The sequence below is a fragment of the Janthinobacterium sp. SUN211 genome (genome assembly GCF_030587315.1).
In the GTDB taxonomy this organism is placed as follows: Bacteria; Pseudomonadota; Gammaproteobacteria; order Burkholderiales; family Burkholderiaceae_D; genus Janthinobacterium; species Janthinobacterium kumbetense.
The window spans coordinates 287,459-308,718 of the sequence record NZ_JAPWIC010000005.1; the positions used below are offsets into that span (position 1 = coordinate 287,459).

Sequence of the window (21,260 nt, forward strand, 5' to 3'; positions counted from 1 at the left end):
CCGTAGCGAGCGGAAGGGAGTTGCGGCCGAGAAGTGCAACTGTGCGAATGTACAGTGAGCATCGCAGGCCGTAAATACCGACGCGCAGTAGGTTTTGACAGGCGTTAGCCAATCATGTCAGCTTTTAATCTGTTCCAGCGCCTGTCCCAGGCCCCCACCAAACCCAAGGCGGCGCCCGCCGCGCGGCAGTTCGACGTGGCGGACCTGTACCAGGGCCCCATCGCGCTGGGAGCGGAAGGCGCGGCGCAAGCGCGGCCTTTCGATGAAAAGCTGCGCCAGGCATACTTTTGGATCGTCAACCACGCCATCATCAGCCCCCATTACGATATCGAGTACAACGACGGCCCGTCGCAGACGTATGCCGTGGGCGACAGCCGCCGCACCCTGAATTTGCCGTCGGCGCAAAGCTATTCCAGCTTCATTTTGCTGCCCCTGCTGACGTTCGCCACGCGCCGCAAATGCCTGTTCGTCGGCGGGCCGGGGCGGGGCAAGACGGCCAGCGCCCTGTTGATGGGCGTGCTGGCCGGTTCCACCGTCAAGGAAGTCAAGCGCGCCATGCAGCATGGCCATCCGCAGATGACTGTGGCCGACTTGCTCGGCAATCCGCTGCCGGCCGACCTGGTCAACGCGCAAAGCATGGACGAGATCCGCATCGCCTGGCGCGCCTGGCTGGGCATGCGCGTGAAAATCGTCGATGAATACAACCGCATCCCCACGCGCACGCAAAGCGCGCTGCTCACCGTCATGGGCGACAATTACGCGGAAGTGCTGAACCATATTTACGAATGTCCGGAAGCGGCCTGGTATCTGACGGCCAACGATGATCAGGGCGGCGGCACCTACCAGGTGATCGAAGCGCTGCGCGACCGGGTCGACGTGACGGTGCAGGCACTGGCCTTCAACCCCCGCTTCCTGAATGAGTTGCTGCTGCGCGTGGAAGAAAACGTGCGGCCAGAAGAACTGGTGCCGCCCGATATCATCTTTACGGAAGCGGAGGTAGATCAAATTGGCGAATCCATCCGCCAGGTGGGCGTGCCCGAAGCCGTGCGCCGCCGCCTGGAATTTTTCGCCAGCCAGTTCGAGCTGTTCGAGACGGCGGGCGGCCAGTTCGAATACATGACCAAGGATACGGCCCGCCTGGCCGGCGCCGACCGTGGCGCCGCGCAGGCGGCCGACAATGGGCGCGACCGTTTGAAGGATCTCGGTTGCCAGACCTTGAATGGCATTTCCGTGCGCACCCTGATGGCGCTGTTGATCTATGCCAAGGCCATGGCTTATTTCCGTGGCAATGGCGAGGTGGAGCTGGAAGACTTGCGCCAGGTGCTGCCGTTCGTCCTGCATAACAAGCTGCAGCCGGACCCGGATGCGCCATTTTTCGCGCTGCCGGAAAACGCCGCCTATCGCAGCGACAGGCTGGGCTGGCTGCGCCGCCTGTTCGATTTGTCGAACGATGAATTCAACCGCCTGGACCTGGACCGCGACGACCCTGTGGGCGTGCTGTCGGCCGAATTCGACCTGGGCCTCGATGGCGTGAGCGAGCGCGAAACCCTGGCGCGCCTGAACCGCATCGAAAAGCTGATCGGCGAACGTACCAAAGGGAGAAAACTGTACGGGCCCCTGTATGACGATTTGTTGAAGCTCAAATATCTGCACCAGCGCTATACGAATTACCGCAGCTGGCTGCGTTCGCAATGAATGACGCACTGAATATCGACCATTGCCGCGGGTTTCTCGACGCCCTGGCCATGTTGAACAGCGAGGCCAGCGACCTGTGCGCAAGCTATGAGCTGCAACGGCTGCCCGACGCGCCGGATCTGCTCACGGCGCTGGGCTTGCGTGTGGAAGATTACACCCTGAATGTAAGCACCCCGGCGCGCGCGCTGCCGGCGCCCTTGTGGCAGATCACGGTGGCGCCGCGCGGGCGCGCGCACCTGGAGCAGGTGTGCCAGCGCTGGTTCTTCTCGTCGGACCACATGCGGACGGCGCCGCCGGACCGTTTCCGCGCCTGCCTCGTCAACGCCTTCCTCGACGCGCTGGACATGTCGCTGGCCGGATTCACTATGCATATCGTGAAGATGACGCCGCCGCCTGGTGTCTGGTATGCGATCCACTGGGACGAGATCGCGTTTGAATCAGGGGATGAGCGCTATCTGCTGCATTTTTCGCACAGCGATTGAGGAGGAACAATGATTTCTCCTGCCTTTGCAACTATCCTTGCCAGCGGCCGCGCCCAGTTCAACGGCCGCGCAGCGGAAGCGCGCCGGCGCTTTCCCGCGCTCGACATGGCCGCCTTCGGCGCCTTCTTGCACGATGGCGTCGATCCGCTGGTGGTGGCCGTGGCCGCCGCCGCGCCCGAGCGCGTGGGCGGCGTCACCTTGGCCGCCTATGACATGGCCCTGGAGCTGGTGGGCCATGTCCTGGCCGGTCCGGTCGCGAAAAATCCCTTCCTGAATAGCGTGTGGCGCGAACTGACGCCATCGTTTGCGCCGCTGCTGTCGACGGCCCCTGTCGACGTGCTGGGCATGCTGAGCAACGCCGCCATCCACATTGGCGCCGTGGCGGGCGCGCGGCCCGCGCAATGGCAGGCCGGGATGGCTGCCGTGGCGCCGCAAGTCGGCAGCATCGCGCAGCTGCGCGCCGTGGGTCAGGTGCTGGCCTGGCGCGCCGGCGTCGCGCATTTCCGCCAGGGCGCGCTGGCCGCCGCCGACACCTTGCCGCATGCGCTGGCGCTGGCCGCCTTTGGCGAGCCGGGCGCGCAATGGCCGCAGGTGCATGCGCAGCTCATGGCTAATCCGTGGCGCGGCAATGCCGAGGGCAGGGAGTTCGGCGCCTTCACGGGCCTGGGTGGCGATTTCGCCACGCCGCCGCAAGTGCGCGCCACGCTTTACGGTTTTGTCGTGCGCAGCGCCGAGCGCCATTATTTGCTGGTGGCCGACGCCTATGGCGCCGTGCTGCACAGCGCCACGGCGCAGGAGTTTGAGTTGGCGCAAACCGGCGTGCCGGCGTCCGTGCGCCTCGATGGAGCCACCGTTCACGTCGGCGCGCGCAGCATCGCGCTCGACCTGCCGGCCGGCGACATCGCGCTGGCCGCGAATGCGCATACGCTGGCCATCACGTCACCGTGGACGCACGCCATCCGCCTGCTGCCGCTCGCATGAAGAACGATGCCGACACCGTCCTGATCGACCGCTGGCGCGCCGCCTGGCCCGAGGCCCTGGCCGTGTGGAGCAAGTTTACGCGCCTGCGCGACCCCAGCCTGTGCGCCAGCCGCGTCGAAGCCGGCAAGCAGGGCTTGTCCGGCAGCTTCGCCATGATCCGCTTGCTGGACCAGAGCGTGGTGGTGGACTTGCCGCTGGTGACGGAACTGGGACTGGACGACTATGCGCTGGAAATCCTCGCCCATGAAATCGGCCACCACATCCTCGCACCGGGCAGCGCCAGCGACCAGTTCCGCCTGCTGGCGCGCATGCGCCGCGCCTTGCCGACCTTGGAGCAGCACGCGCCCATGGTGGCCAACCTGTACACGGACCTGTTCATCAACGACCGCCTGCAGCGCCAGGCGAATCTGCGCATGGCGGACATCTACCGCAAGCTGCAGCAGGGGCGCACGGTGCAAGCTGATGGCAAGGGCAGCGGCGGCGTATGGACACTGTACATGCGTATCTATGAAAACCTGTGGCAGCTGGAAAAGGGCGAGCTGGGCGGCGGCCACGCTGACGAGCGCCTGGACACGGACGCCTGGCTGGGTGCGCGCCTCATTCGCGTGTATGCGAACGACTGGATGCTGGCGGCGGGCCGCTTCGCCACCTTGCTGCTGCCCTACCTGGTGGAAGATACGGATGCCCTCGGTGACATTGACCCCAGCCGCTACCTGCAGGACACGCGCGACGCGGCACGCGGCTGCCAGACGTATGGCGCGCAGCAGATCGAGGATGACGAAGAGGACGGCGCCATCCATCCCGTGCACGACAAGCGCATCTCGGGCCTCGATGGCGAGGAACCGCAAGCCGAGGCGCCGCCCGGGAACGGCGGCGGCCAGCTGCGCGAACCGTTTGAGTTGGGCGACATTCTGAAGGCCTCGGGCGTGGACCTGAGCGACCATGAAATCGCCATCCGCTACTACCGCGAGCGGGCTTTGCCGCACCTGGTGGCATTTCCCAGCCGCCCCGCACCCGAGTCGCAGGAGCCGCAGATGGAAGGTCTGGAGCCTTGGGAAATCGGCGATCCCCTGGAAGACATCGACTGGCTGCAGTCCGTGATGCAGTCGCCGCGCCTCGTGCCGGGCGTGACCACCGTGCGCCGCGTGTATGGCCGCGAACCGGCGCGCGCCACCGACGCCGTGCCCGTCGACCTGGACATGTACGTGGACAGTTCCGGCTCCATGCCGAACCCGCAGGCGCACACCTCGTTCCTGACACTGGCCGGCGCCGTCATCGCCTTGTCCGCCCTGCGCGCCGGCGCAAAAGTGCAGGTCACCCTGTGGAGCGGCAAGAACGAGGTAATGCAGACGCCAGGTTTCGTGCGCGATGAAGACATTATCCTCGGCGTGCTGACGGAATTTTTTGGCGGCGGCACCTGTTTCCCCATCCACCGCCTGCGCCAGACCTATGCGGCCAAACGCGAACGGCCCGCGCACATCCTGATGATTTCCGACGATGGCATCACCACCATGTTCGACAAGGATGAACTGGGCAACAGCGGCTGGGATATCTCGGCGAAAGCGCTGGCCCAGGGCGGCGCGGGCGGCACCATGGCCTTGAACCTGGCGCGCGACTGGGATGGCGCGGCCAGCCACCAGTGGCTGCAGCAGACCTATGACGATTTGAAACGCGCGCGCCGCGAGCAGGGCTGGGATATCCACGCCGTGGAACGCTACGAGGATTTGCTGGACTTTGCGCGGGCGTTCAGCCGGCGCCACTATATACAATCATGACATGCAGATTCCCGGACCCCACCTCGAAAGATTAACCCACCGCCTGGCCGACACGCCCGTCGAATTCCTCGCCGAGCCCCGTATCGCCGGCGTCGCCAATGCGCAGGCCGTGGCGGTGGCAGCGCTGGTCAACGACGTTTTGCTGCTGCATGGCGCGCGCGCGCCGGCCGCGTCCCTGCAGGGGTTCATCGGCGCGCAAGTGAAGGCGGACCGCAACCGGCTGGCGCTGGCCATGATCCTGTGCTGGCTGCTGGCCGACGAGTGGTTCACCGCGCAGCAACTGCCGCAGCCAGCCTTGCTGCAGGTACTGGGCGAGGCGGCGCGCGAACTGGCCGCCGCCACGCCGGCCCACCAGTTCACGCAAGACCCCGAGCGGCGCGAGGAACTTGCGCGCATCGTGCTGGCGCGCCTGGGTTTTCGGCCCCTCGATGAAAGCGTGGCGCAGGCCACGGACAGATTGTCCGCCATCAGCGGCACGGAGCGCCGCCGCCTGCTTGAAGCGAGCCGCCTGGCCGAACAGCGCGCGCGGGAAATCCGCGAGGCGCTGGCGAAGAAGGCGGCCGAGGAATCGGCCGACAAGTGGTCGCGCGAATGAGCGTGGACGTCAATCTGCCGGCTGGCGCCTGGGAAGCGGACCGCGACTACTGTCCCACCCTGACGCCGGCGGGCGCACGGATGCTGGACAAACTGCGCAGCCACCCGGCGGCGCCCCGCTACCGCAACCGCAGCGGCAACAAGTTGCAGGCCGGGGAAGTGGCGGCCTTGCGCGCCTACGAGCAGGAAGTCATGCAGGCGGATATCGGCTGGAGCGCCGATGCGCCGCCGCCTTGGCTGGCGGATTTTCTCAGGACGGCCTACGCCACGGTGCCGCATTACCGCGCCTGCGGCTCGCCGCCCGCGCGCCTGGCGGACGTGGCGCCCATCAGCCGCGCCGAACTGGCGCACGACATCGCCGCCTTCGTGCCCGACGATGCGGACCTGGCGCGCATGATCAACTTCCAGACGACGGGCACCACGGGCCACCCGCTGCTGATCGCTTCGCACCCGCTGGTGGCGGGGCGCTATCTGGCCTACCACAAGCGCGCGCTGCAGCGTTTTGGCGTAACCCTGCGCTATGGCGCGGGGCAGGTGGGCGTGATGCTGCTGGGGCACCAGCGCCGCTGCTTCACCTATGTCTCCGTCACGCCGACGATGAACGAATCCGGCCTGGCGAAGATCAACCTGCACCCGGACGACTGGCGCGCCCCGGACGACCGCGCGCGCTACCTGGACGCCATGGCGCCCGAGCTGATCGCGGGCGACCCCATCTCGTTTGCCGAACTCCTGACCTTGCCCATGGCGCACAAGCCCGCCGCGCTGATGTCCGTCTCGATGATGCTGTTGCCGGGCATGCGCGCGCGCCTGGAAGCGCGTTTCGCTTGTCCCGTGCTCGACATCTATTCGCTCAATGAAGTGGGGCCGGTCGCCGTCTACGACGAACGGGCAGGCGGCCACGTGCTGCTGCAGCACCGGCTGTACGTGGAAATCATCGATAGCTGCGGCCAGCCCGTGGCCGATGGCGCGCGCGGCGAAATCACGGTGACGGGCGGCTTCAATTTCTGCCTGCCTCTCGTGCGCTACCGCACGGGCGATTACGCATCGCTGGCGCATGGCCCGCACGGCCCCGTGCTGGTGGGGCTGGCCGGCCGCAGCCCCCTGCGCTACAGGACGATGACGGGCGAGTGGATCAATAATATCGATATCACGCATGCCTTGAAACCGCTGGCCATCGCCTTGTTCGGCGTGCACCAGCATGGCGACGGCGCCATCGCGCTGCGCCTGGCGCCGAACGCCATGCCGCAGGCTGACCGGGCGCGCGCCTTGCTCGCGCCTTTTTTCGACGTCATCACGGTCGAGACCTTGCTGGCGGAAGACAAGATCATTCAATACACCTCGGATTTGCAGGAAGCAGTGGCATGAACCTTTATAAACGCGGCCTCGTGGTCGGCAAATTTTGCCCGCTGCACCAGGGCCACGAACTGTTGATCAAGCGTGCGCAAGACGCCTGCGAAGAACTGCTGGTGGTCAGCTACACCAGGCCCGAATTTCCCGGCTATGAGCCGGCGCGCCGGGAACGGTGGCTGCGGGCGCAATTCCCGCAAGCGCACATCGTGGTGCTGGACGATGCGCGCCTGGCGGCCCTGTGCACCGCGCGCGGCGTGCCTGCCCGCCATCTGCCGCACAACGACGACGATGGCGAGCTGCATCGCCACTTCATGGGCTGGCTGTGCTGGACGGTGCTGGCGCTGCCCGTCGATGCCGTGTTCACCAGCGAAGACTATGGCCCCGGCTTTGCCCAGGTGCTGGAACGGCATTATGCCGGCGGGCCGGTGGCGCACGTGAGCGTGGATCAGGCGAGAACTGCGGTGCCCGTGTCCGGCACCAGGGTGCGGCAAGACCCGCATGCGCACAGCGCCTTCCTGTCGCCGATTGTGCGCGCCGATTTTGTCACGCGCGTGTGCGTGCTCGGCGGCGAATCGAGCGGCAAGACTACCTTGGCGCAAGCGCTGGCGGCGCATTTCGAGACGGCCTGGGTGGCCGAATATGGCCGCGAATTGTGGGAAAGCCAGGATGGCATATTGAACTATGACGATTTGCTGAAAATCGGCCGGGAACAGCTGCGCCGCGAAGCGCAGGCGCGTCTGGCTGCGCGGCGCTGGCTGTTTTGCGATACCTCGCCCATGACGACGTATTTCTACTGCGTCGAGATGTTCGGCAAGGCGGAGCAGGAGCTGGCGCGGCTGGCCGAGCACCGCTACGATCTGGTGCTGCTGTGCGCGCCCGATTTTCCCTTCATCCAGGATGGCACGCGCCGCGACGAGGATTTCCGCGCGCGCCAGCATGCGTGGTACCAGGCCGAGCTGGCGCGGCGGGGGATCGCCTTTGTCAATGTGTCAGGTTCGGTGGACGAGAGGGGCAGGCAGGTGGCGCTAGTGCTGGCGGCGCGAATGCCATGCTGACCGCCGCCAGTATCTCGTCCGAAAACGCGGCATCGTCGACGGCGCGCGCCAGCGCCACGGCGCCCACCATGGCCGACAGCATGACGATGGCTTCCTGCCGGGGGGGGCGTTTTTTCTGCCACGGAAAATGCGTGGTCAGCTTGCCGATGATGGATTTCAGGTGGAAGGTGAAGGCTGGCAGCACTGCCGGCTGCTTGCGCGCGTCGCCGGCCAGCGCCGCCAGCAAGCACCCGTTGCCCGGCGCATCGCGGTGGGCCGCGCTCACATAATCGCGCACGTACTGGCGCATGGCTTCCGGGCTGATGGTTGCCGCATCGAGCGCCGCGCGCGAGTGCTCCGAGCCGTGCAGCGTGCTTTCCGCCATCAGCGCTTCCTTCGAGGCAAAGTGGTTGTAGAAGGGGCCATGCGTGAGTCCTGTCGCCTTCATGATCTGTCCCACGCTGACGCCGTCAAAGCCCTGTTCACGGAACAGCCGCGCCGCTTCCTGCAGGATGCGCTGGTGTTTTTCTGCCGTTTCGGCCGCTGGGTATCGCATGGTGTTCTCCCGATCATTAAATAATTTCTGTTGACATCATACATTACGTACATCATGCTTGTGACACTAAGCATGATGATCGTCATGTTTAGTGTCGCGCCAAAGCATGATGGCTATCATGTTTGATGCATCCTGCTGAAAGCCATTCATTCGAATTTATCAATTGCAAAGGAACCATCATGAGTACAGTCAATACACCGGGCACGGCCCTCGTCACTGGCGCGTCGTCGGGCCTGGGCGCCGTATATGCGGACCGCCTGGCCAGCCGCGGCTTCGATTTGATCCTGGTGGCGCGCCGGATCGAACGCCTGGACGTGCTGGCCAGGTCGCTGGCGGAAAAGTATGGCGTGTCCGTGCGTGCCATGGCGGCGGACTTGTCCGCACCGGCCGACCTGCAGCGCGTGGCCGATGAACTGGCCAGCAATCCGGCCATCACCATGCTGGTCAATAATGCGGGCGCGTCGACCCTGGCGCCCGTCGTCGATACGCCGAAAGCGGGCATCGCCACCATGGACAAGGTCAACGTGACGGCCGTGGCGGAGCTGAGCTACGCCGTGCTGCCGCGGTTCAAGCAGCGCAACAGCGGCACCATCATCAATATCGGCTCCGTGCTGTCCTTCCACATCTTGCCCGTCAGCACGATCTACAGCGCCACCAAGGGCTATGTGATGAATTTCACGCGCGGCTTGCAGCAGGAGCTGGCCGGCACGGGCATCGTGGTGCAGCTGGTGCTGCCCGCATCGACGGCGACGGAAATCTGGGAATTGAGCGGCGTGCCGCTGGCGCAGCTGGACCAGGCCACCATCATGCGCGCCGAAGACTGTGTCGATGCGGCGCTGGCGGGCCTGGACCAGGGCGAACTGGTGACCTTGCCTTCCGTCGAAGACCAGGCATTGTGGGAGAAGTTTGATGCAGCCCGCCTGGCCCTGTTCGCAGGCGCGATGCGCGGCAAGCCGGCATCGCGCTATGGCATCGCGGGCTGATACACGCGAAAGAGGAAGCTACAGCGGCCGTACGGGGATGCAGATGTCGCAAGAGAATTCGCCGGTGGCCGGATCCAGCGCCGTGGCCGCGGAAAAGCGCTCGAAGCACGGGCGCTCATCCCACTGCAGGCCGCTGGCCGGCAGCCATTCGCGCGTCATGCGCGTCCACGTTTCGGCAATGGCGCTGGATGGTCCCTTGAATTGCGCTACCGCATAGCGCCCGCCCGGCAGGGTGGTGATGCTGGCCCGGCCGCCCGACTGGAATGCATCGGGCACGGCGACGCAGGCGTCGTAGCGGCATTTGTCTGGCGGCGTGATGCTGGGATCGTCATGGCCGATGCCGTAGCACGTCGCGTCGCCCAGGCCGTGCGACTGCATCCATGGCGCGACGGTGTCGCGCCAGAAGGCGCCGATGGCGGGGCCGTAGGGGCCGATATGGCGCTGGCACGCCACGGTGGCGGGCGGCAGGTCGAGGATGGTGACTTGCATGGGACTCTCTCTATGAAGTGGATTGGAGTGCCCATGGTGCTGGAAGTTCGGCCCGTTTTCCTGACCGGGATTGCGCATGGCCTGATCCGGATTGCTATCTTGCCGGCGCAGGCGCATGGCTGCGAGCATGGCAGCGTTTTTTGCGGCGACGCCGGCGCGCCAGGCCGTCGGCGTGCAGCCGAATTTCAGCTTGAAGGCGCGCGCGAACGCTTCGCCGGAGCCGAAGCCCGTCGCCAGCGCGATGTCCAGTATCGCTTCGCCGGGGCGGCAGGCCAGCCGCAAGGCGGCCGTTTCCAGGCGCCGGCGGCGCGCATAGTCGCCCAGCGTCTCGCCCATCCAGGCGGCGAACACGCGGTGAAAGTGGAAGCGTGAAAAATGCGCGACGTCGGCCAGCTGCGCCAGCTCCAGCGGCGTGTCGAGGTGGCGGTCGATATGGTCAAGCACGGCATTCATGCGCCGCACGTATTCGGCGCGGAAATGGCCGGATGTCGGCTGCTCAGGGGGAGTAGGAGGGGAAGACATGCCGCCGATTATGGCATGAAGTCCCCTCCGGGCGGCGTGGAAAAGAGGCTTACGCCGCGTTCAATGCCTGCTCCAGGTCTTCGCGCAAGTCGTCGATATGCTCGATCCCCACGGACAGGCGCAGCATGTCTTCGGACACGCCGGCCTTGGCCAGTTCTTCCGGATTGAGCTGGCGGTGCGTGGTGGAGGCCGGGTGGGTGGCCAGCGACTTGGCGTCGCCGATGTTGACCAGGCGCGTGAACAGTTGCAGGGCGTCGAGCACGCGGGCGCCGGCCGCGCGCGGATCTTCTCCACTGGCCAGTTTCAGGCCGAAGGACAGGATGCCCGAGGCGCGGCCGTGCATGTATTTTTTCACCAGCGCGTGGTCCGGGTGGTCTTCCAGGCCAGCGTAATTGACCCACGCGACTTTCGGATGGTTTTTCAAGTGCTTGGCCAGGGCCAGGGTGTTGTCGCAGATGCGGTCCATGCGCAGGGCCAGGGTCTCGATGCCCTGGATCAGCTGGAAGGCGGAGAGTGGCGAGATGGCCGCGCCCATGTTGCGCAGCGGGACGACGCGCGCGCGGCCGATGAAGGCGGCGGGGCCGAACGCTTCCGTGTAGACGACGCCGTGATACGACACGTCCGGTTCGTTCAGGCGCTTGAAGCGCTCCTTGTGTTCGGCCCATGGGAATTTGCCGCTGTCGACGATGGCGCCGCCCACGGTGGTGCCGTGGCCGCCCAGGTATTTGGTCAGCGAGTGGACGACGATGTCGGCGCCATGCTCGATGGGGCGGAACAGGTAGGGGCTGGGCACCGTGTTATCGACGATCAGCGGGATGCCGTGCGCGTGCGCGATTTCGGCCAGCTTCGCCACATCCGTGACGTTGCCCAGCGGGTTGCCGATCGATTCGCAGAAGATGGCCTTGGTGCGCGCATCGATCAGCGCGGCGAAGGTTTCGGGCTGGCGCGCGTCGGCGAAGCGCACTTCGATGCCGATTTGCGGCAGGGTGTGGGCAAACAGGTTGTAGGTGCCGCCATACAGCTGGCTGGCGGAGATGAAATTGTCGCCCGCTTCCGCGATGGTCTGGATCGCGTAGGTGATGGCCGCCATGCCCGACGCCACGGCCAGCGCGGCCACGCCGCCTTCCAGTGCCGCGACCCGCTTTTCCAGCACGTCCTGCGTGGGGTTCATGATGCGCGTGTAGATATTCCCGGCGACCTTCAGGTCGAACAGGTCGGCGCCATGCTGGGCATTGTCGAAGGCGTAGGCTACCGTCTGGTAGATGGGGACGGCGGCGGCCTTGGTTGTCGGGTCGGGGGTATAGCCGGCGTGCACGGCCAGGGTTTCGATTCTCATGTGGTCTCCGGTTCGAATGGTCTGCAATGGTGAAATCCGCAGCCATTGTGCCATGCGCCCGTTACCAAGTTATCACGCTTGATAGAATTTTAAGTCATAAGCTAGTGCCGTCTTGATATAAGTCATTCAGCTCTGCCTTGCCGATAAACCGTTCATGCGTGCCATGCTGGGCGCAGGCAAACGCGCCGCCGATGGCGCCGCGGCGCATGGCTTCGTCCAGGCCCGCGCCGCCCAGCCAGGCGTGCAGGAAGGCGGCCACGAACGAGTCGCCTGCGCCATTCGTGTCCACCACGGGCAGCTTCAAGCCAGCCGCCGGAGTGTGGCGCACGGTCTCGCTGCCCCGTTCCAGCAGGTAGGCGCCGTGCGCGCCCGCCATGGCGATCACGGCCTGCGCGCGGCCTTCCGCGACAATCGCGCGCATGACGGACTCCGTGCGCTCGCCAAGCGCCGCCGTGCTGAGGAAGACCAGGTCGGCGCGCAGCGCAAAGACCTTGTGGTGCGGATTGACGCCATCCCAGTCGTGCAAATCGGTCGACACGGTGGTGCCGCACGTTTGCGCATCGTCAAACAGCGCGGCCACCCAGCCCATGATGGAAAAGTGCGCGTGGCGCGCCGGGCCCAGGTAGGGCAGATAGAAGGCGGCGGGCATGCGCACGTCTTCCGGGTGGCGGCCGTCGTACAGCGACATCCTGCGCCCTTGCGGGTCGACCAGGTTGACGCTGCGCCGCGTGCCCGACGGTTCGACGATGTGCGAGAAATCGAGCCTGGCATCTTTATAGCGCTGCAGGATGGCCGCGCCTTGCGCATCGTCGCCGATGAAGTCGATGAACTTGCAGCGCAGTCCCAGCGCGTGGCAACCGAGCGCCACGCCATTGCCCGTGTGCGCCACGTAGTCGCGGATGGGCGGCACGTGCAGCGAATCGGTGACGGGCAATTGCAGGTCGGGGACGCGCACGATGGTGTCGATGCCGGCGCCGCCGACTACTAAGATGTCATAGCTACTCATGGTGCTGCCTTTTCTAACAGGACGGTGCCGGCCGCATTCACGGCGACGGCGCCGTCTTTGACGGTGTAAGTGTGATTGGTGTAGGCGTCGCGCAGCGGGGTGCCATCGGCGAAGACGCCGTGTACCTTCAGTTCGAGTGCGCCTTGCGCTTCGGGCACGGCGATGATGGCGTCGCCATCCATCACGCGGGCAAACGCGTACGGCTTGTCGTCGATGAAGCGGTGTTCGCCGCGCGCCAGGGCAGGGTGGCGCAGGCGGAACTGGCCCAGCTTGCGCGCATGCGCGAGGGTTGCCGCATCCATCGAGCTCCAGTTCATGTCGGAGCGTGTGGCCTGCTGTTCGTCGCCGATGGGCGCCGCGCCAGGCTGGCGCGCGCTTTCATCGCCATAGAACAGCTGCACGCCGCCCGGCGCCAGCAGCAGGGCGGACAAGCCATGTTTCAGCCGGTCGCGCGGGAACAGGCTGGTGTCGTGCGAGGAGATGTACGACAGGATGTCGTAGCGGGGCGCATTGCCAATGCGCTCGCCCAGCAGGCCCGCGTACTGGCGGTACACGCCGTCGATGCTTTTCCAGTCGCCGTTGGCGCGATTCTGGAAATCGAAATTGATCATCGAATCGAAGCCCGCGTCATGCCAGCTGCTGCGCTCGGGGCCATGGCCCCACGCTTCGCCCGTCATCCAGAACGGTGCGTCGTCGATCTTCTGCTGCGGGTGGCGGGTTTTCCAATCCTTGAGGGCATCGGTGGCCGCCGCGCGCAGGGCCAGCCAGCTGGCCGGCTCCACGTGCTTGACGGTGTCGGCCCTGAAACCGTCGACGCCGAATTCGCGCACCCAGTCGGCCAGCCAGTGGACAAGGTAGGTGCGGACAGTCGCATCGGGCAGGGCCACGGCGCGCGTGTCGCTTTTACGCTGCAGGATGGGCGGCAAGCCCACGGCCTTGCTGCTTTCCGTGCGGAAGTCGGGCAGATACGCCAGCTGCATGGTGAAATCGTCCTTGCCGCCGTCGGGATAGCCTGGCAGGCCGGCGCGCACCCAGTCCGGACCCCACCATTGTGCGAAATCAAAGTTGTTGTAGTCGATGTAGCTATGATAGTCGCGCAGGGTGGCTTTTTCATGGCCCGGCCACAGCACGGGTACTTTGTATTCGGACAGGGTGCGCAAGTCCGCGTAACCGGGGTGGTTCAGCACCACGTCGAACAGCACGCGGATGCCTTGCGCGTGGGCAATATCGATCATCTCGCGCAATTCCTCGCGCGTGCCCATGTTGGCGTCCATGGTCGTGTAGTCGAGCGCCCAGTAGCCGTGGTAGGCGTAATGCTGGAATTGCTGCTTGCCGCCCACCACCCAGCCGTGGATCTGCTCGTATGGCGCCGTGATCCACAGGGCGTTGACGCCCAGTTCCTTGAAGTAGCCAGCTTTGAGCTGCTGCGTGAGGCCGGCGATGTCGCCGCCGTGAAAGCTGCCGACGTCGCCGCCTTGCGGGTCGGCGGCGCGGCCATAACTGTGGTCGTTGCCGGGATTGCCGTTGGCGAAACGGTCCGTCACGGCGAAGTAGACGATGGGGTTGTCAGCGAAGCTGAAGCTCCCTGCCTGCGCCGAAGCGCTGAGTAACAGGGCGGCCAGCGCAGTCAGGGAGCGTCGCATGGTCAGCCTTTCACGCCGCCAGCCGTCAGGCCGGAGATCATCCATTTTTGCGCCAGCAGGAACACGGCCGTGATGGGCAAGCCGGACAAAATGGCGGCCGCGGCGAAGTCGCCCCACAAGTATTTTTGTTCGTACAGGAACAGTTTCGAGCCGACGGCCAGGGTCAGGTTGTTCTGTTCATGCAGCAGCACGGAAGCGATCGGGTATTCGATGATGGCGCCGATGAACGACAACAGGAACACCACCATCAGGATGGGCACCGTCATCGGCAGCAGCACGTAGACAAACGCCTGCCATTGCGTGGCGCCGTCGACCTTGGCCGCTTCCTCGATTTCGATGGGGATGGTTTGATAGTAGCCCTTGATGGTCCAGATATGCAGGGCGATGCCGCCCGTATAGGCCAGCACCAGGCTGCCGTGGTGGTCGATGCCCAGCCACGGCACGTAGCTGCCCAGCACGTCGAAGATGGCGTAGATGGCTACCAGGGCCAGCACGGCGGGGAACATCTGCAGCAGCATCAGCGCCGACAGGGTTTGCGACTTGAAGCGGAACTGCATGCGCGCGAATGCGTACGCGCAGGTGGTCGACAGCAGCACGGTGACGGTGGCGCTCATGCTGGCCACCTTGATGGAATTCCAAAGCCACAGCAGCACGGGGAAGTCCGGCTCGACCAGGGTGCCGTTGGGCGCCTGGTAAGACATGCCCAGTGCCAGGCGCCAGTGCTCGAAGCTGATCTCGGGCGGTATCAAACTGCCCGAGGCGAAATTGCCAGGGCGCAATGAGATCGACAAGATCATCAGGAAGGGAAACATCACCAGCGCGATCAGCGCGATCACGGCGACGTGGGCCGCCAGGATGCGCCAGCGGTTGGAACGGTCGACAACGATAGCCATGGTCGGTCCTTTATGCTTTGTTCATGCGCGTCAGGCGCATGTTGACCAGCGAAATCGCGGCCACGAGGAAGAAGATCAGGGTCGAGATGGCGGCGGCCAGGCCAAAGTTCTGGCCGGAATCCTCGAACGCGATGCGGTAGGTGTAGGACACGAGCAAGTCCGTCGTGCCGGCCGGTAACGTCGTGTCGAGGAAATCGGGACGTCCGCCCGTCAACAAGCTGATCAGCACGAAATTGTTGAAGTTGAAACCCAGGCTGGCCACCATCAGCGGCGTCAGCGGTTTGATGATCAGGGGTAACGTTATTTTGAAGAAATTCGTCAGCGGTCCCGCGCCAGCCAGGGCCGACGCTTCGTACAGGTCCGACGGGATCGCCTTGATCAAGCCCATGCACACCACCATCATGTAGGGGTAGCCGAGCCAGGTGTTGACGATCAAAATCATGGCCTTGGCCAGGGTGGTGTCGGAGAACCAGGCGGGCTTGATGCCGAACAAGGCGTCGAGCACGAGGTTGATTTCGCCGAAGTTATTGTTAAACAAACCTTTGAAGACCAGGATGGAAATGAAGCCCGGTACGGCGTACGGCAGGAACAGCAGGGTACGGTACAGGCCGCGGAAGCGCAGCGCATCCCAGTTCAAGAGCACGGCCAGCACCATGCCCAGGCCCGTCGTGGTGGCCACGCTGATCAGGGCGAAAACGATGGTCCACACGAAAATGCGCAGGAAGGGACCGCGGAACGCTTCGTCGGAGAAGATCTTCACGAAATTGGCGAAACCGACGTTGACCTTGAAGCCCGGTTCCAGCTTCGTGCCGTCCGGCATTTCATAAAAACCCGTCTTGAAGTTCGGTGTCACGAGTTCGCCCGTGGCGATTTTCTTGAGCGTTTTGTCCGGCAACTGCTTGTAGACATGCGCGACGGGGCCGAATTCGCGCAAGCCCACCATGCGCAGCTCGATCCTGTTCGGCAAGATCAATGTGAGCAACTTCAGATCCTTTTGCAAGGCGATGATGTCCTTGATGGGCAGCGGCGGGGCCAGCACGGGCGCCTGCACGGGGTCGAGCGGCGTCACTTCCACGTTCAGGGGCACGGCGCGCTTGAGGGCCAGCGGCTGCGTCAGCAGCACTTCGCCTGTGTCCGGGCTTTCCAGGCGCAAGCGGTATTCCTTGTTGTCGGCATGCACGGTCATGGCATAGCCGGCGCTTTCCACGCGCTGCGTCTCGTCCAGCAGGTATTGCGTGGCGCGCTCATAGGTGAGCAGGTTGCGCGAACTGAAATTGGTAAAGCCGATCGACACCGTGTACACCATCGGCAGCAGCACGAAGACGATGACCGCCGTAATGCCGGGAAACAGATAGCGGTAGGCATAGGCGCGCGGCGACGTGAAGACAAACGTCGTCAGGGTCAGCAAGCCGAGGAAAACGGCGGCCAGCATGGTCTGGCCGGAAATGTACAACATGAAGAGCAGATACAGACCCAGCGCCATGCTGATGGTCAATACCGTAGGGCCGATAAACTTGCGCACGATGGGATACCTGTGAAGATGGAGTGATACGAGATGGCGCAGGTCGGATCAGGCCCGAAGGCCCGTGATCCGGCCTGCGCCAGGCAGTACGATATGCTTAATTCGCCGTCGTAATCCGCTTCGCCGCCGCATCCAGGCCATCCTTGGTCGTCTGGCGGCCTTGCGTGATGTTTTCCAGCGCCGATTGCATCGACGACCAGAAGCGGCCCATTTCCGGGTTGTTCGGCATCGGACGGCCCGCTTGCGCGCTTTCCATCGTCGCCTGGATGTTCGGATTGGCTTTCAATTCCGCGAACAGCACCTTGTTGGCTGGCGTGCCCAGCGGGACGTCGGCGTTGATGGTTTTCAGGCCATTGATCTGCAGCATCTGGTTTTCCAGGAATTCCGTGGCCAGGTCCTTGTTCGGGCTGGCTTTCGAAATCATCGCGCCCAGCACGCCCACGAACGGGGTGGCCGTCTTGCCTGCGACGGTAGGGATCGTTGCCACGCCGAAATTGATCTTCGACTTGCGCGCATTGTCCCACGACCATGGGCCGTTGATCATCATGGCGATCTTGCCCTGGTTGAAACCGGCTTCCATCTCGGCATAGCCGGCGCCCTTCGGCATGGCGCCGCTGTTGATCAGGGTCATCAGCGCATTCACGCCGGCCTGCGAACCGGCATTGTTCACGCCCGTTTTCGCCGCATCGTAGCGGCCGTCGGACTTGACTTCAAACGGGAAGCCGCCGCCCGCGCCCAGCAAAGGCCACGTGAAATAGGTATTCGTGTAATCCCAAAGGATGGCTTTCTTGCCTTGCGCGGACAATTTCTTGTCCAGCGCGGCGATTTCTTCGAAGGTTTTTGGCGGGGTCGGCACCAGGTCCTTGTTGTAGACGAGGGCGACGGCTTCGATGGAGATCGGGTAGCCCCAGGTCTTGCCGCCCACGGTGAAGGCGTTCCACGCCAGCGGCAGGATGGCGGCGCGCGCTTCCTTGCTTGGCGTCAATGGTTGCAGCAAGCCGGCGTCGATCCAGGTGCCGATGCGGTCATGCGGCCAGATCCAGATGTCCGGGCCCTTGCCGGCGGCGGCCGCTTGCTGGAATTTGTTCGGCGCATCTTCCGGGTGCTCGACGACGACCTTGATGCCCGTCTTCTTGGTGAATTCCTCGCCGACCTTGGCCAGGCCCTTGTAGCCTTTGTCGCCGTTGATCCAGATCAAGAGGGTGCCTGCTTCGGCCGCGTTCGCCATGCTGACGGCGGCCAGGTTGCCGATGCCGGCCAGGGCGGCGGCGATCAGGGTGGTTTTGATGAAGCTGCGTTTCGGGTGCGTGAAGGACATGTCAATCTCCAGTATCTTTTTTTATGCTAAGTTTATGTTGAATATCAAGGCTGAAACGATGCAACCAGGCCAGGCGGCGCCTGTAGCGCCTGGCCCTTAAATCCGGAATCAGGTACGCGTCTGGCCATGCTCGTCGAACACGTGGACGCGGGCGGGCGCCACCTGCAGCGCCACGGATTGGCCAATGGCCCAGTCCGTTTCCGCATCGGCGCGCACCACCAGCGGCTCGTCGCCGCCCGGTACCTGCACATACAGATAGCTGACGTCGCCCAGTTTTTCCACCGCTTGCACGGTGGCCGTGAGGGCGGCGGTGGAGCCAGGTGCGCACGCCTGCACGTGCTCGGGGCGCGCGCCGACGGTGACGGGGGTGCCGCTGGCCAATGGCTGCGTCAACACGGCTTGCAGCATGCCGCCCGCGTTGGTGGCGATGGTGGCCACGCCGTCCGCATAGCTGTGGATCTTGCCTTTGAGGAAATTCATGCGGGGCGAACCGAGGAAGCCGGCCACGAACAGGTTGGCGGGGTGGTGGTACAGCTCCAGCGGGGCGCCCACTTGCTCGATGCGGCCCGCGTTGAGCACGACGATGCGGTCGGCCAGGGTCATCGCCTCGACCTGGTCATGCGTGACGTAAATCATGGTCGAGCGCAATTCGCGGTGCAGATTCGCCAGTTCGATGCGCATCTGCACGCGCAGCGAGGCGTCCAGGTTGGACAGCGGTTCGTCGAACAGGAAGACGTCGGGCTTGCGCACGATGGCGCGGCCGATGGCCACGCGCTGGCGCTGGCCGCCCGACAAGTCTTTTGGTTTGCGTTCCAGCAAAGGTTCGATGCGCAGGATTTGCGCGGCGCGCTGCACGGCGTCGGCGATCTGCACCTTGTTCATGCCGGCCAGTTTCAGGCCGAAGGCCATGTTTTGCGCCACGCTCATGTGCGGGTACAGGGCGTAGCTCTGAAATACCATGGCGATGCCGCGCTTGGCGGGCGGCACGTCGTTCATGCGGGTCTTGCCAATATACAAGTCGCCGCCGCTGATTTCTTCCAGGCCGCAGATGCTGCGCAGCAAGGTGGATTTGCCGCAACCCGACGGGCCCACGAAGACCATGAATTCGCCGTCGGCAATCTCCAGGTCGATGCCGTGCAGGGTTTGCACGTCGCCATATGCCTTCTTCAGGCCTGTTAACTTCAGTCCAGCCATGTCTGTCGTCCTCAATCTCACTGAATGTGCCTGGCCAAATCTACTGCGCGTCGAACTTGCGGCTGGCGATGCTCACTGTGCATTCGCACAGCTGCGCTTCTCAGCCACAGCTTTCATCCGCTCGCTACGATTTTGCCAAGCACTGATACTCTGTTGTTCGGCCCCGCTGATGCGCGGGGCTCGTTATTGTAATTGGCGGCATGGCCGCCAAAGGCTGCGATTTACGCCAGGGTGCCGAACCAGCCGCCATGCGGGGGCAGGGTGAGCTGTTGGCCATCCTTGCTGCCTGGCAAGCCATGACCGGCCAGGTCGGCCGCTGGCGCCGCGTCAGGCCAGGCAAACGTGACGGCTTGCGTGCCCAGGTTGAAGGCGGCCAGCACGGGCGCTTGGCCTGGCAAGTCGCGGCGCAGGGCCAGCACGGGTTCCGGCGCATCGAAGAAGACTATGTCGCCGCGCAACAATTGCGGCAGGGTGCGGCGCCAGGCGAGGATGTTCTGCGCAAACTGCAATGGTGAAGCGGCATCGTTTTCTTCGACATCAACGGCGCGCGCCAAATGCTCGGGCGGCACGGGCAACCAAGGTTTTGCCGTGCTGAAGCCGCCGTGCGGCGCCTCGGCCACCCATGGCATCGGCGTGCGGCAGCCATCGCGGCCCTTGAACTGGGGCCAGAACGGGATGCCGTACGGGTCTTGCAGCGCTTCGAAAGGAATATCCGCTTCCGTCAGGGCCAGCTCGTCGCCCTGGTACAGGCACGGCGTGCCTTTCAGCGCCGCCTGCACGGCCAGCACCACCTTGGCCAGCGATGGCGACGGGTTTTCGCCGCCCCAGCGCGTCATGACGCGTACGCTGTCGTGGTTGCCCACGGACCAGGACGCCCAGCCGTCGGCCACTTGCGCCTCAAACTCTTCCACTTGCGTGCGGATGTGCGCGGCCGAAAACTCCGCCGTCAGCAAATTGAAGCTGTAGGCCATGTGCAGCTTGTCGGCGCCCGTGTAGGCAGCCATGGTGGCCAGCGCATTGTCGTCGCCCACTTCGCCGATGGAAATGGCTTGATATTCGTCAAGTACGGCGCGCACGCGCTGCAAATAAGCGATGTTTTCCGGCTGCGTCTTGTCGTACACGTGCGCCTGCATGCCGTACGGGTTGATGGCGGACACGCTGCTCGCATCGCGCTGGGCGGCGGGGGGATTGTCGCGCAGCAATTGGTCGTGATACGGGAAGTTGCAGGAATCGAAGCGGAAGCCATCGACGCCGCGTTCCAGCCAGAAACGCAGGTTGTCCAGCTGCGCCTGCTGCACGGCCGGATTGTGGAAATTCAGGTCGGGCTGGCTGGCGAGGAAATCGTGCAGGTAATACTGGCCGCGGCGCGGCTCCCATTGCCAGGCGGAACCGCCGAATACGGACAGCCAGTTGTTCGGCGCCGTGCCATCCGGTTTCTGATCGGCCCACACATACCAGTCGGCCTTGGCATTGTCGCGGCTGGAGCGGCTTTCCACGAACCACGGGTGGTTGTCGGACGAGTGCGACAGCACCTGGTCGATCATCACTTTCAAGCCCAGTTCATGGGCGCGCGCCACCAGGCGGTCGAAATCGGCCAGGGTGCCAAACATGGGGTCGACGTCGCAGAAGTCGGCCACGTCGTAGCCGAAGTCTTTCATCGGCGACGTGAAGAAGGGGGAAATCCACACGATGTCGGCGCCCAGGGCGGCGATGTAATCGAGCTTGGAAGTAATGCCAGGCAAGTCGCCGATGCCGTCGCCATTGCTGTCGAGGAAGCTGCGTGGATAAACCTGGTAGATGACGGCGCTGCGCCACCAGTCGGCGGGCAGATGGGCGAGATTGTTCTGGATGGTCGGCATGAATGATTTCTTAAAAGTTGCCTGTAGC

Annotated in this window: 18 protein-coding genes; 8 read left to right on the forward strand and 10 right to left on the reverse strand. The window is 64.4% G+C overall.

The window, feature by feature from the left end:
- Nucleotides 1–114 precede the first annotated feature (114 nt).
- From O3301_RS18645 to O3301_RS18675, 7 genes are read left to right on the forward strand one after another with little or no spacing between them, the layout of a single operon-like run.
- Complete coding sequence (locus O3301_RS18645) at nt 115–1,695, forward strand: AAA family ATPase (protein ID WP_305057117.1); 1,581 nt, start codon at nt 115–117, stop codon at nt 1,693–1,695.
- Complete coding sequence (locus O3301_RS18650; protein WP_305057118.1) at nt 1,692–2,177, forward strand: hypothetical protein; 486 nt, start codon at nt 1,692–1,694, stop codon at nt 2,175–2,177. Before O3301_RS18645 ends, O3301_RS18650 begins: the two co-directional genes overlap by 4 nt.
- Nucleotides 2,178–2,186: 9 nt before the next feature.
- Nucleotides 2,187–3,158 (forward strand): hypothetical protein, encoded by a 972-nt coding sequence (locus O3301_RS18655; RefSeq protein WP_305057119.1) that lies wholly within the window; start codon nt 2,187–2,189, stop codon nt 3,156–3,158.
- Complete coding sequence (locus O3301_RS18660; protein WP_305057120.1) at nt 3,155–4,933, forward strand: VWA domain-containing protein; 1,779 nt, start codon at nt 3,155–3,157, stop codon at nt 4,931–4,933. The genes O3301_RS18655 and O3301_RS18660 overlap by 4 nt, the downstream gene beginning before the upstream one ends.
- Before the next feature lies 1 nt (nt 4,934).
- Nucleotides 4,935–5,528 carry a hypothetical protein gene (locus O3301_RS18665; protein ID WP_305057121.1) on the forward strand — a complete coding sequence of 198 codons (594 nt, stop codon included), beginning with the start codon at nt 4,935–4,937 and terminating at the stop codon, nt 5,526–5,528.
- A 2-nt stretch (nt 5,529–5,530) separates the two neighbouring features.
- The gene (locus O3301_RS18670; RefSeq protein ID WP_305057122.1) at nt 5,531–6,892 is read left to right on the forward strand and encodes a capsule biosynthesis protein CapK; all 1,362 of its coding nucleotides are present in this window, start codon (nt 5,531–5,533) and stop codon (nt 6,890–6,892) included.
- Entirely contained in the window at nt 6,889–7,932 is a 1,044-nt protein-coding gene (locus O3301_RS18675; protein ID WP_305057123.1) for an AAA family ATPase, read from the forward strand. The genes O3301_RS18670 and O3301_RS18675 overlap by 4 nt, the downstream gene beginning before the upstream one ends.
- On the opposite strand, the gene O3301_RS18680 is transcribed toward O3301_RS18675, so the two are convergent.
- Nucleotides 7,859–8,467 (reverse strand): TetR/AcrR family transcriptional regulator, encoded by a 609-nt coding sequence (locus tag O3301_RS18680; protein ID WP_305057124.1) that lies wholly within the window; start codon nt 8,465–8,467, stop codon nt 7,859–7,861. The two genes, O3301_RS18675 and O3301_RS18680, sit on opposite strands and share 74 nt — an antisense overlap.
- Nucleotides 8,468–8,646: 179 nt before the next feature.
- On the opposite strand from O3301_RS18680, the gene O3301_RS18685 reads away from it, so the two are divergent.
- Nucleotides 8,647–9,450 (forward strand): SDR family oxidoreductase, encoded by an 804-nt coding sequence (locus O3301_RS18685; RefSeq protein WP_305057125.1) that lies wholly within the window; start codon nt 8,647–8,649, stop codon nt 9,448–9,450.
- 18 nt (nt 9,451–9,468) lie between these two features.
- Here O3301_RS18685 and O3301_RS18690 read toward each other — a convergent pair whose 3' ends face one another.
- The 9 genes from O3301_RS18690 to O3301_RS18730 form a co-directional block, all read right to left on the reverse strand.
- Nucleotides 9,469–10,461, reverse strand: a complete 993-nt coding sequence (locus O3301_RS18690) for a GyrI-like domain-containing protein (RefSeq protein WP_305057126.1) — start codon at nt 10,459–10,461, stop codon at nt 9,469–9,471.
- Nucleotides 10,462–10,510: 49 nt separating this feature from the next.
- The gene (locus O3301_RS18695; protein ID WP_289911673.1) at nt 10,511–11,797 is read right to left on the reverse strand and encodes an O-acetylhomoserine aminocarboxypropyltransferase/cysteine synthase family protein; all 1,287 of its coding nucleotides are present in this window, start codon (nt 11,795–11,797) and stop codon (nt 10,511–10,513) included.
- Nucleotides 11,798–11,891: 94 nt separating this feature from the next.
- Entirely contained in the window at nt 11,892–12,803 is a 912-nt protein-coding gene (locus O3301_RS18700) for a carbohydrate kinase family protein (RefSeq protein WP_305057127.1), read from the reverse strand.
- Entirely contained in the window at nt 12,800–14,446 is a 1,647-nt protein-coding gene (locus tag O3301_RS18705) for an alpha-amylase family glycosyl hydrolase (protein ID WP_305057128.1), read from the reverse strand. The genes O3301_RS18700 and O3301_RS18705 overlap by 4 nt, the downstream gene beginning before the upstream one ends.
- A 2-nt stretch (nt 14,447–14,448) precedes the next feature.
- Nucleotides 14,449–15,339 (reverse strand): maltose ABC transporter permease MalG, encoded by an 891-nt coding sequence (gene malG / locus O3301_RS18710; protein WP_077402472.1) that lies wholly within the window; start codon nt 15,337–15,339, stop codon nt 14,449–14,451.
- Between the two features lie 10 nt (nt 15,340–15,349).
- A complete protein-coding gene (gene malF, locus O3301_RS18715; RefSeq protein WP_099664600.1) occupies nt 15,350–16,861 on the reverse strand; it encodes a maltose ABC transporter permease MalF in 1,512 nt (503 codons plus the stop codon).
- A gap of 97 nt (nt 16,862–16,958) precedes the next feature.
- Entirely contained in the window at nt 16,959–18,179 is a 1,221-nt protein-coding gene (gene malE / locus O3301_RS18720) for a maltose/maltodextrin ABC transporter substrate-binding protein MalE (protein ID WP_077402478.1), read from the reverse strand.
- A gap of 108 nt (nt 18,180–18,287) precedes the next feature.
- Nucleotides 18,288–19,373: an ABC transporter ATP-binding protein gene (locus O3301_RS18725; RefSeq protein ID WP_289915889.1), complete on the reverse strand. Its 1,086-nt coding sequence runs from the start codon at nt 19,371–19,373 to the stop codon at nt 18,288–18,290.
- 221 nt (nt 19,374–19,594) lie between these two features.
- Nucleotides 19,595–21,232 carry an alpha-amylase family glycosyl hydrolase gene (locus tag O3301_RS18730; RefSeq protein WP_305057129.1) on the reverse strand — a complete coding sequence of 546 codons (1,638 nt, stop codon included), beginning with the start codon at nt 21,230–21,232 and terminating at the stop codon, nt 19,595–19,597.
- Between the last annotated feature and the right edge of the window lie 28 nt (nt 21,233–21,260).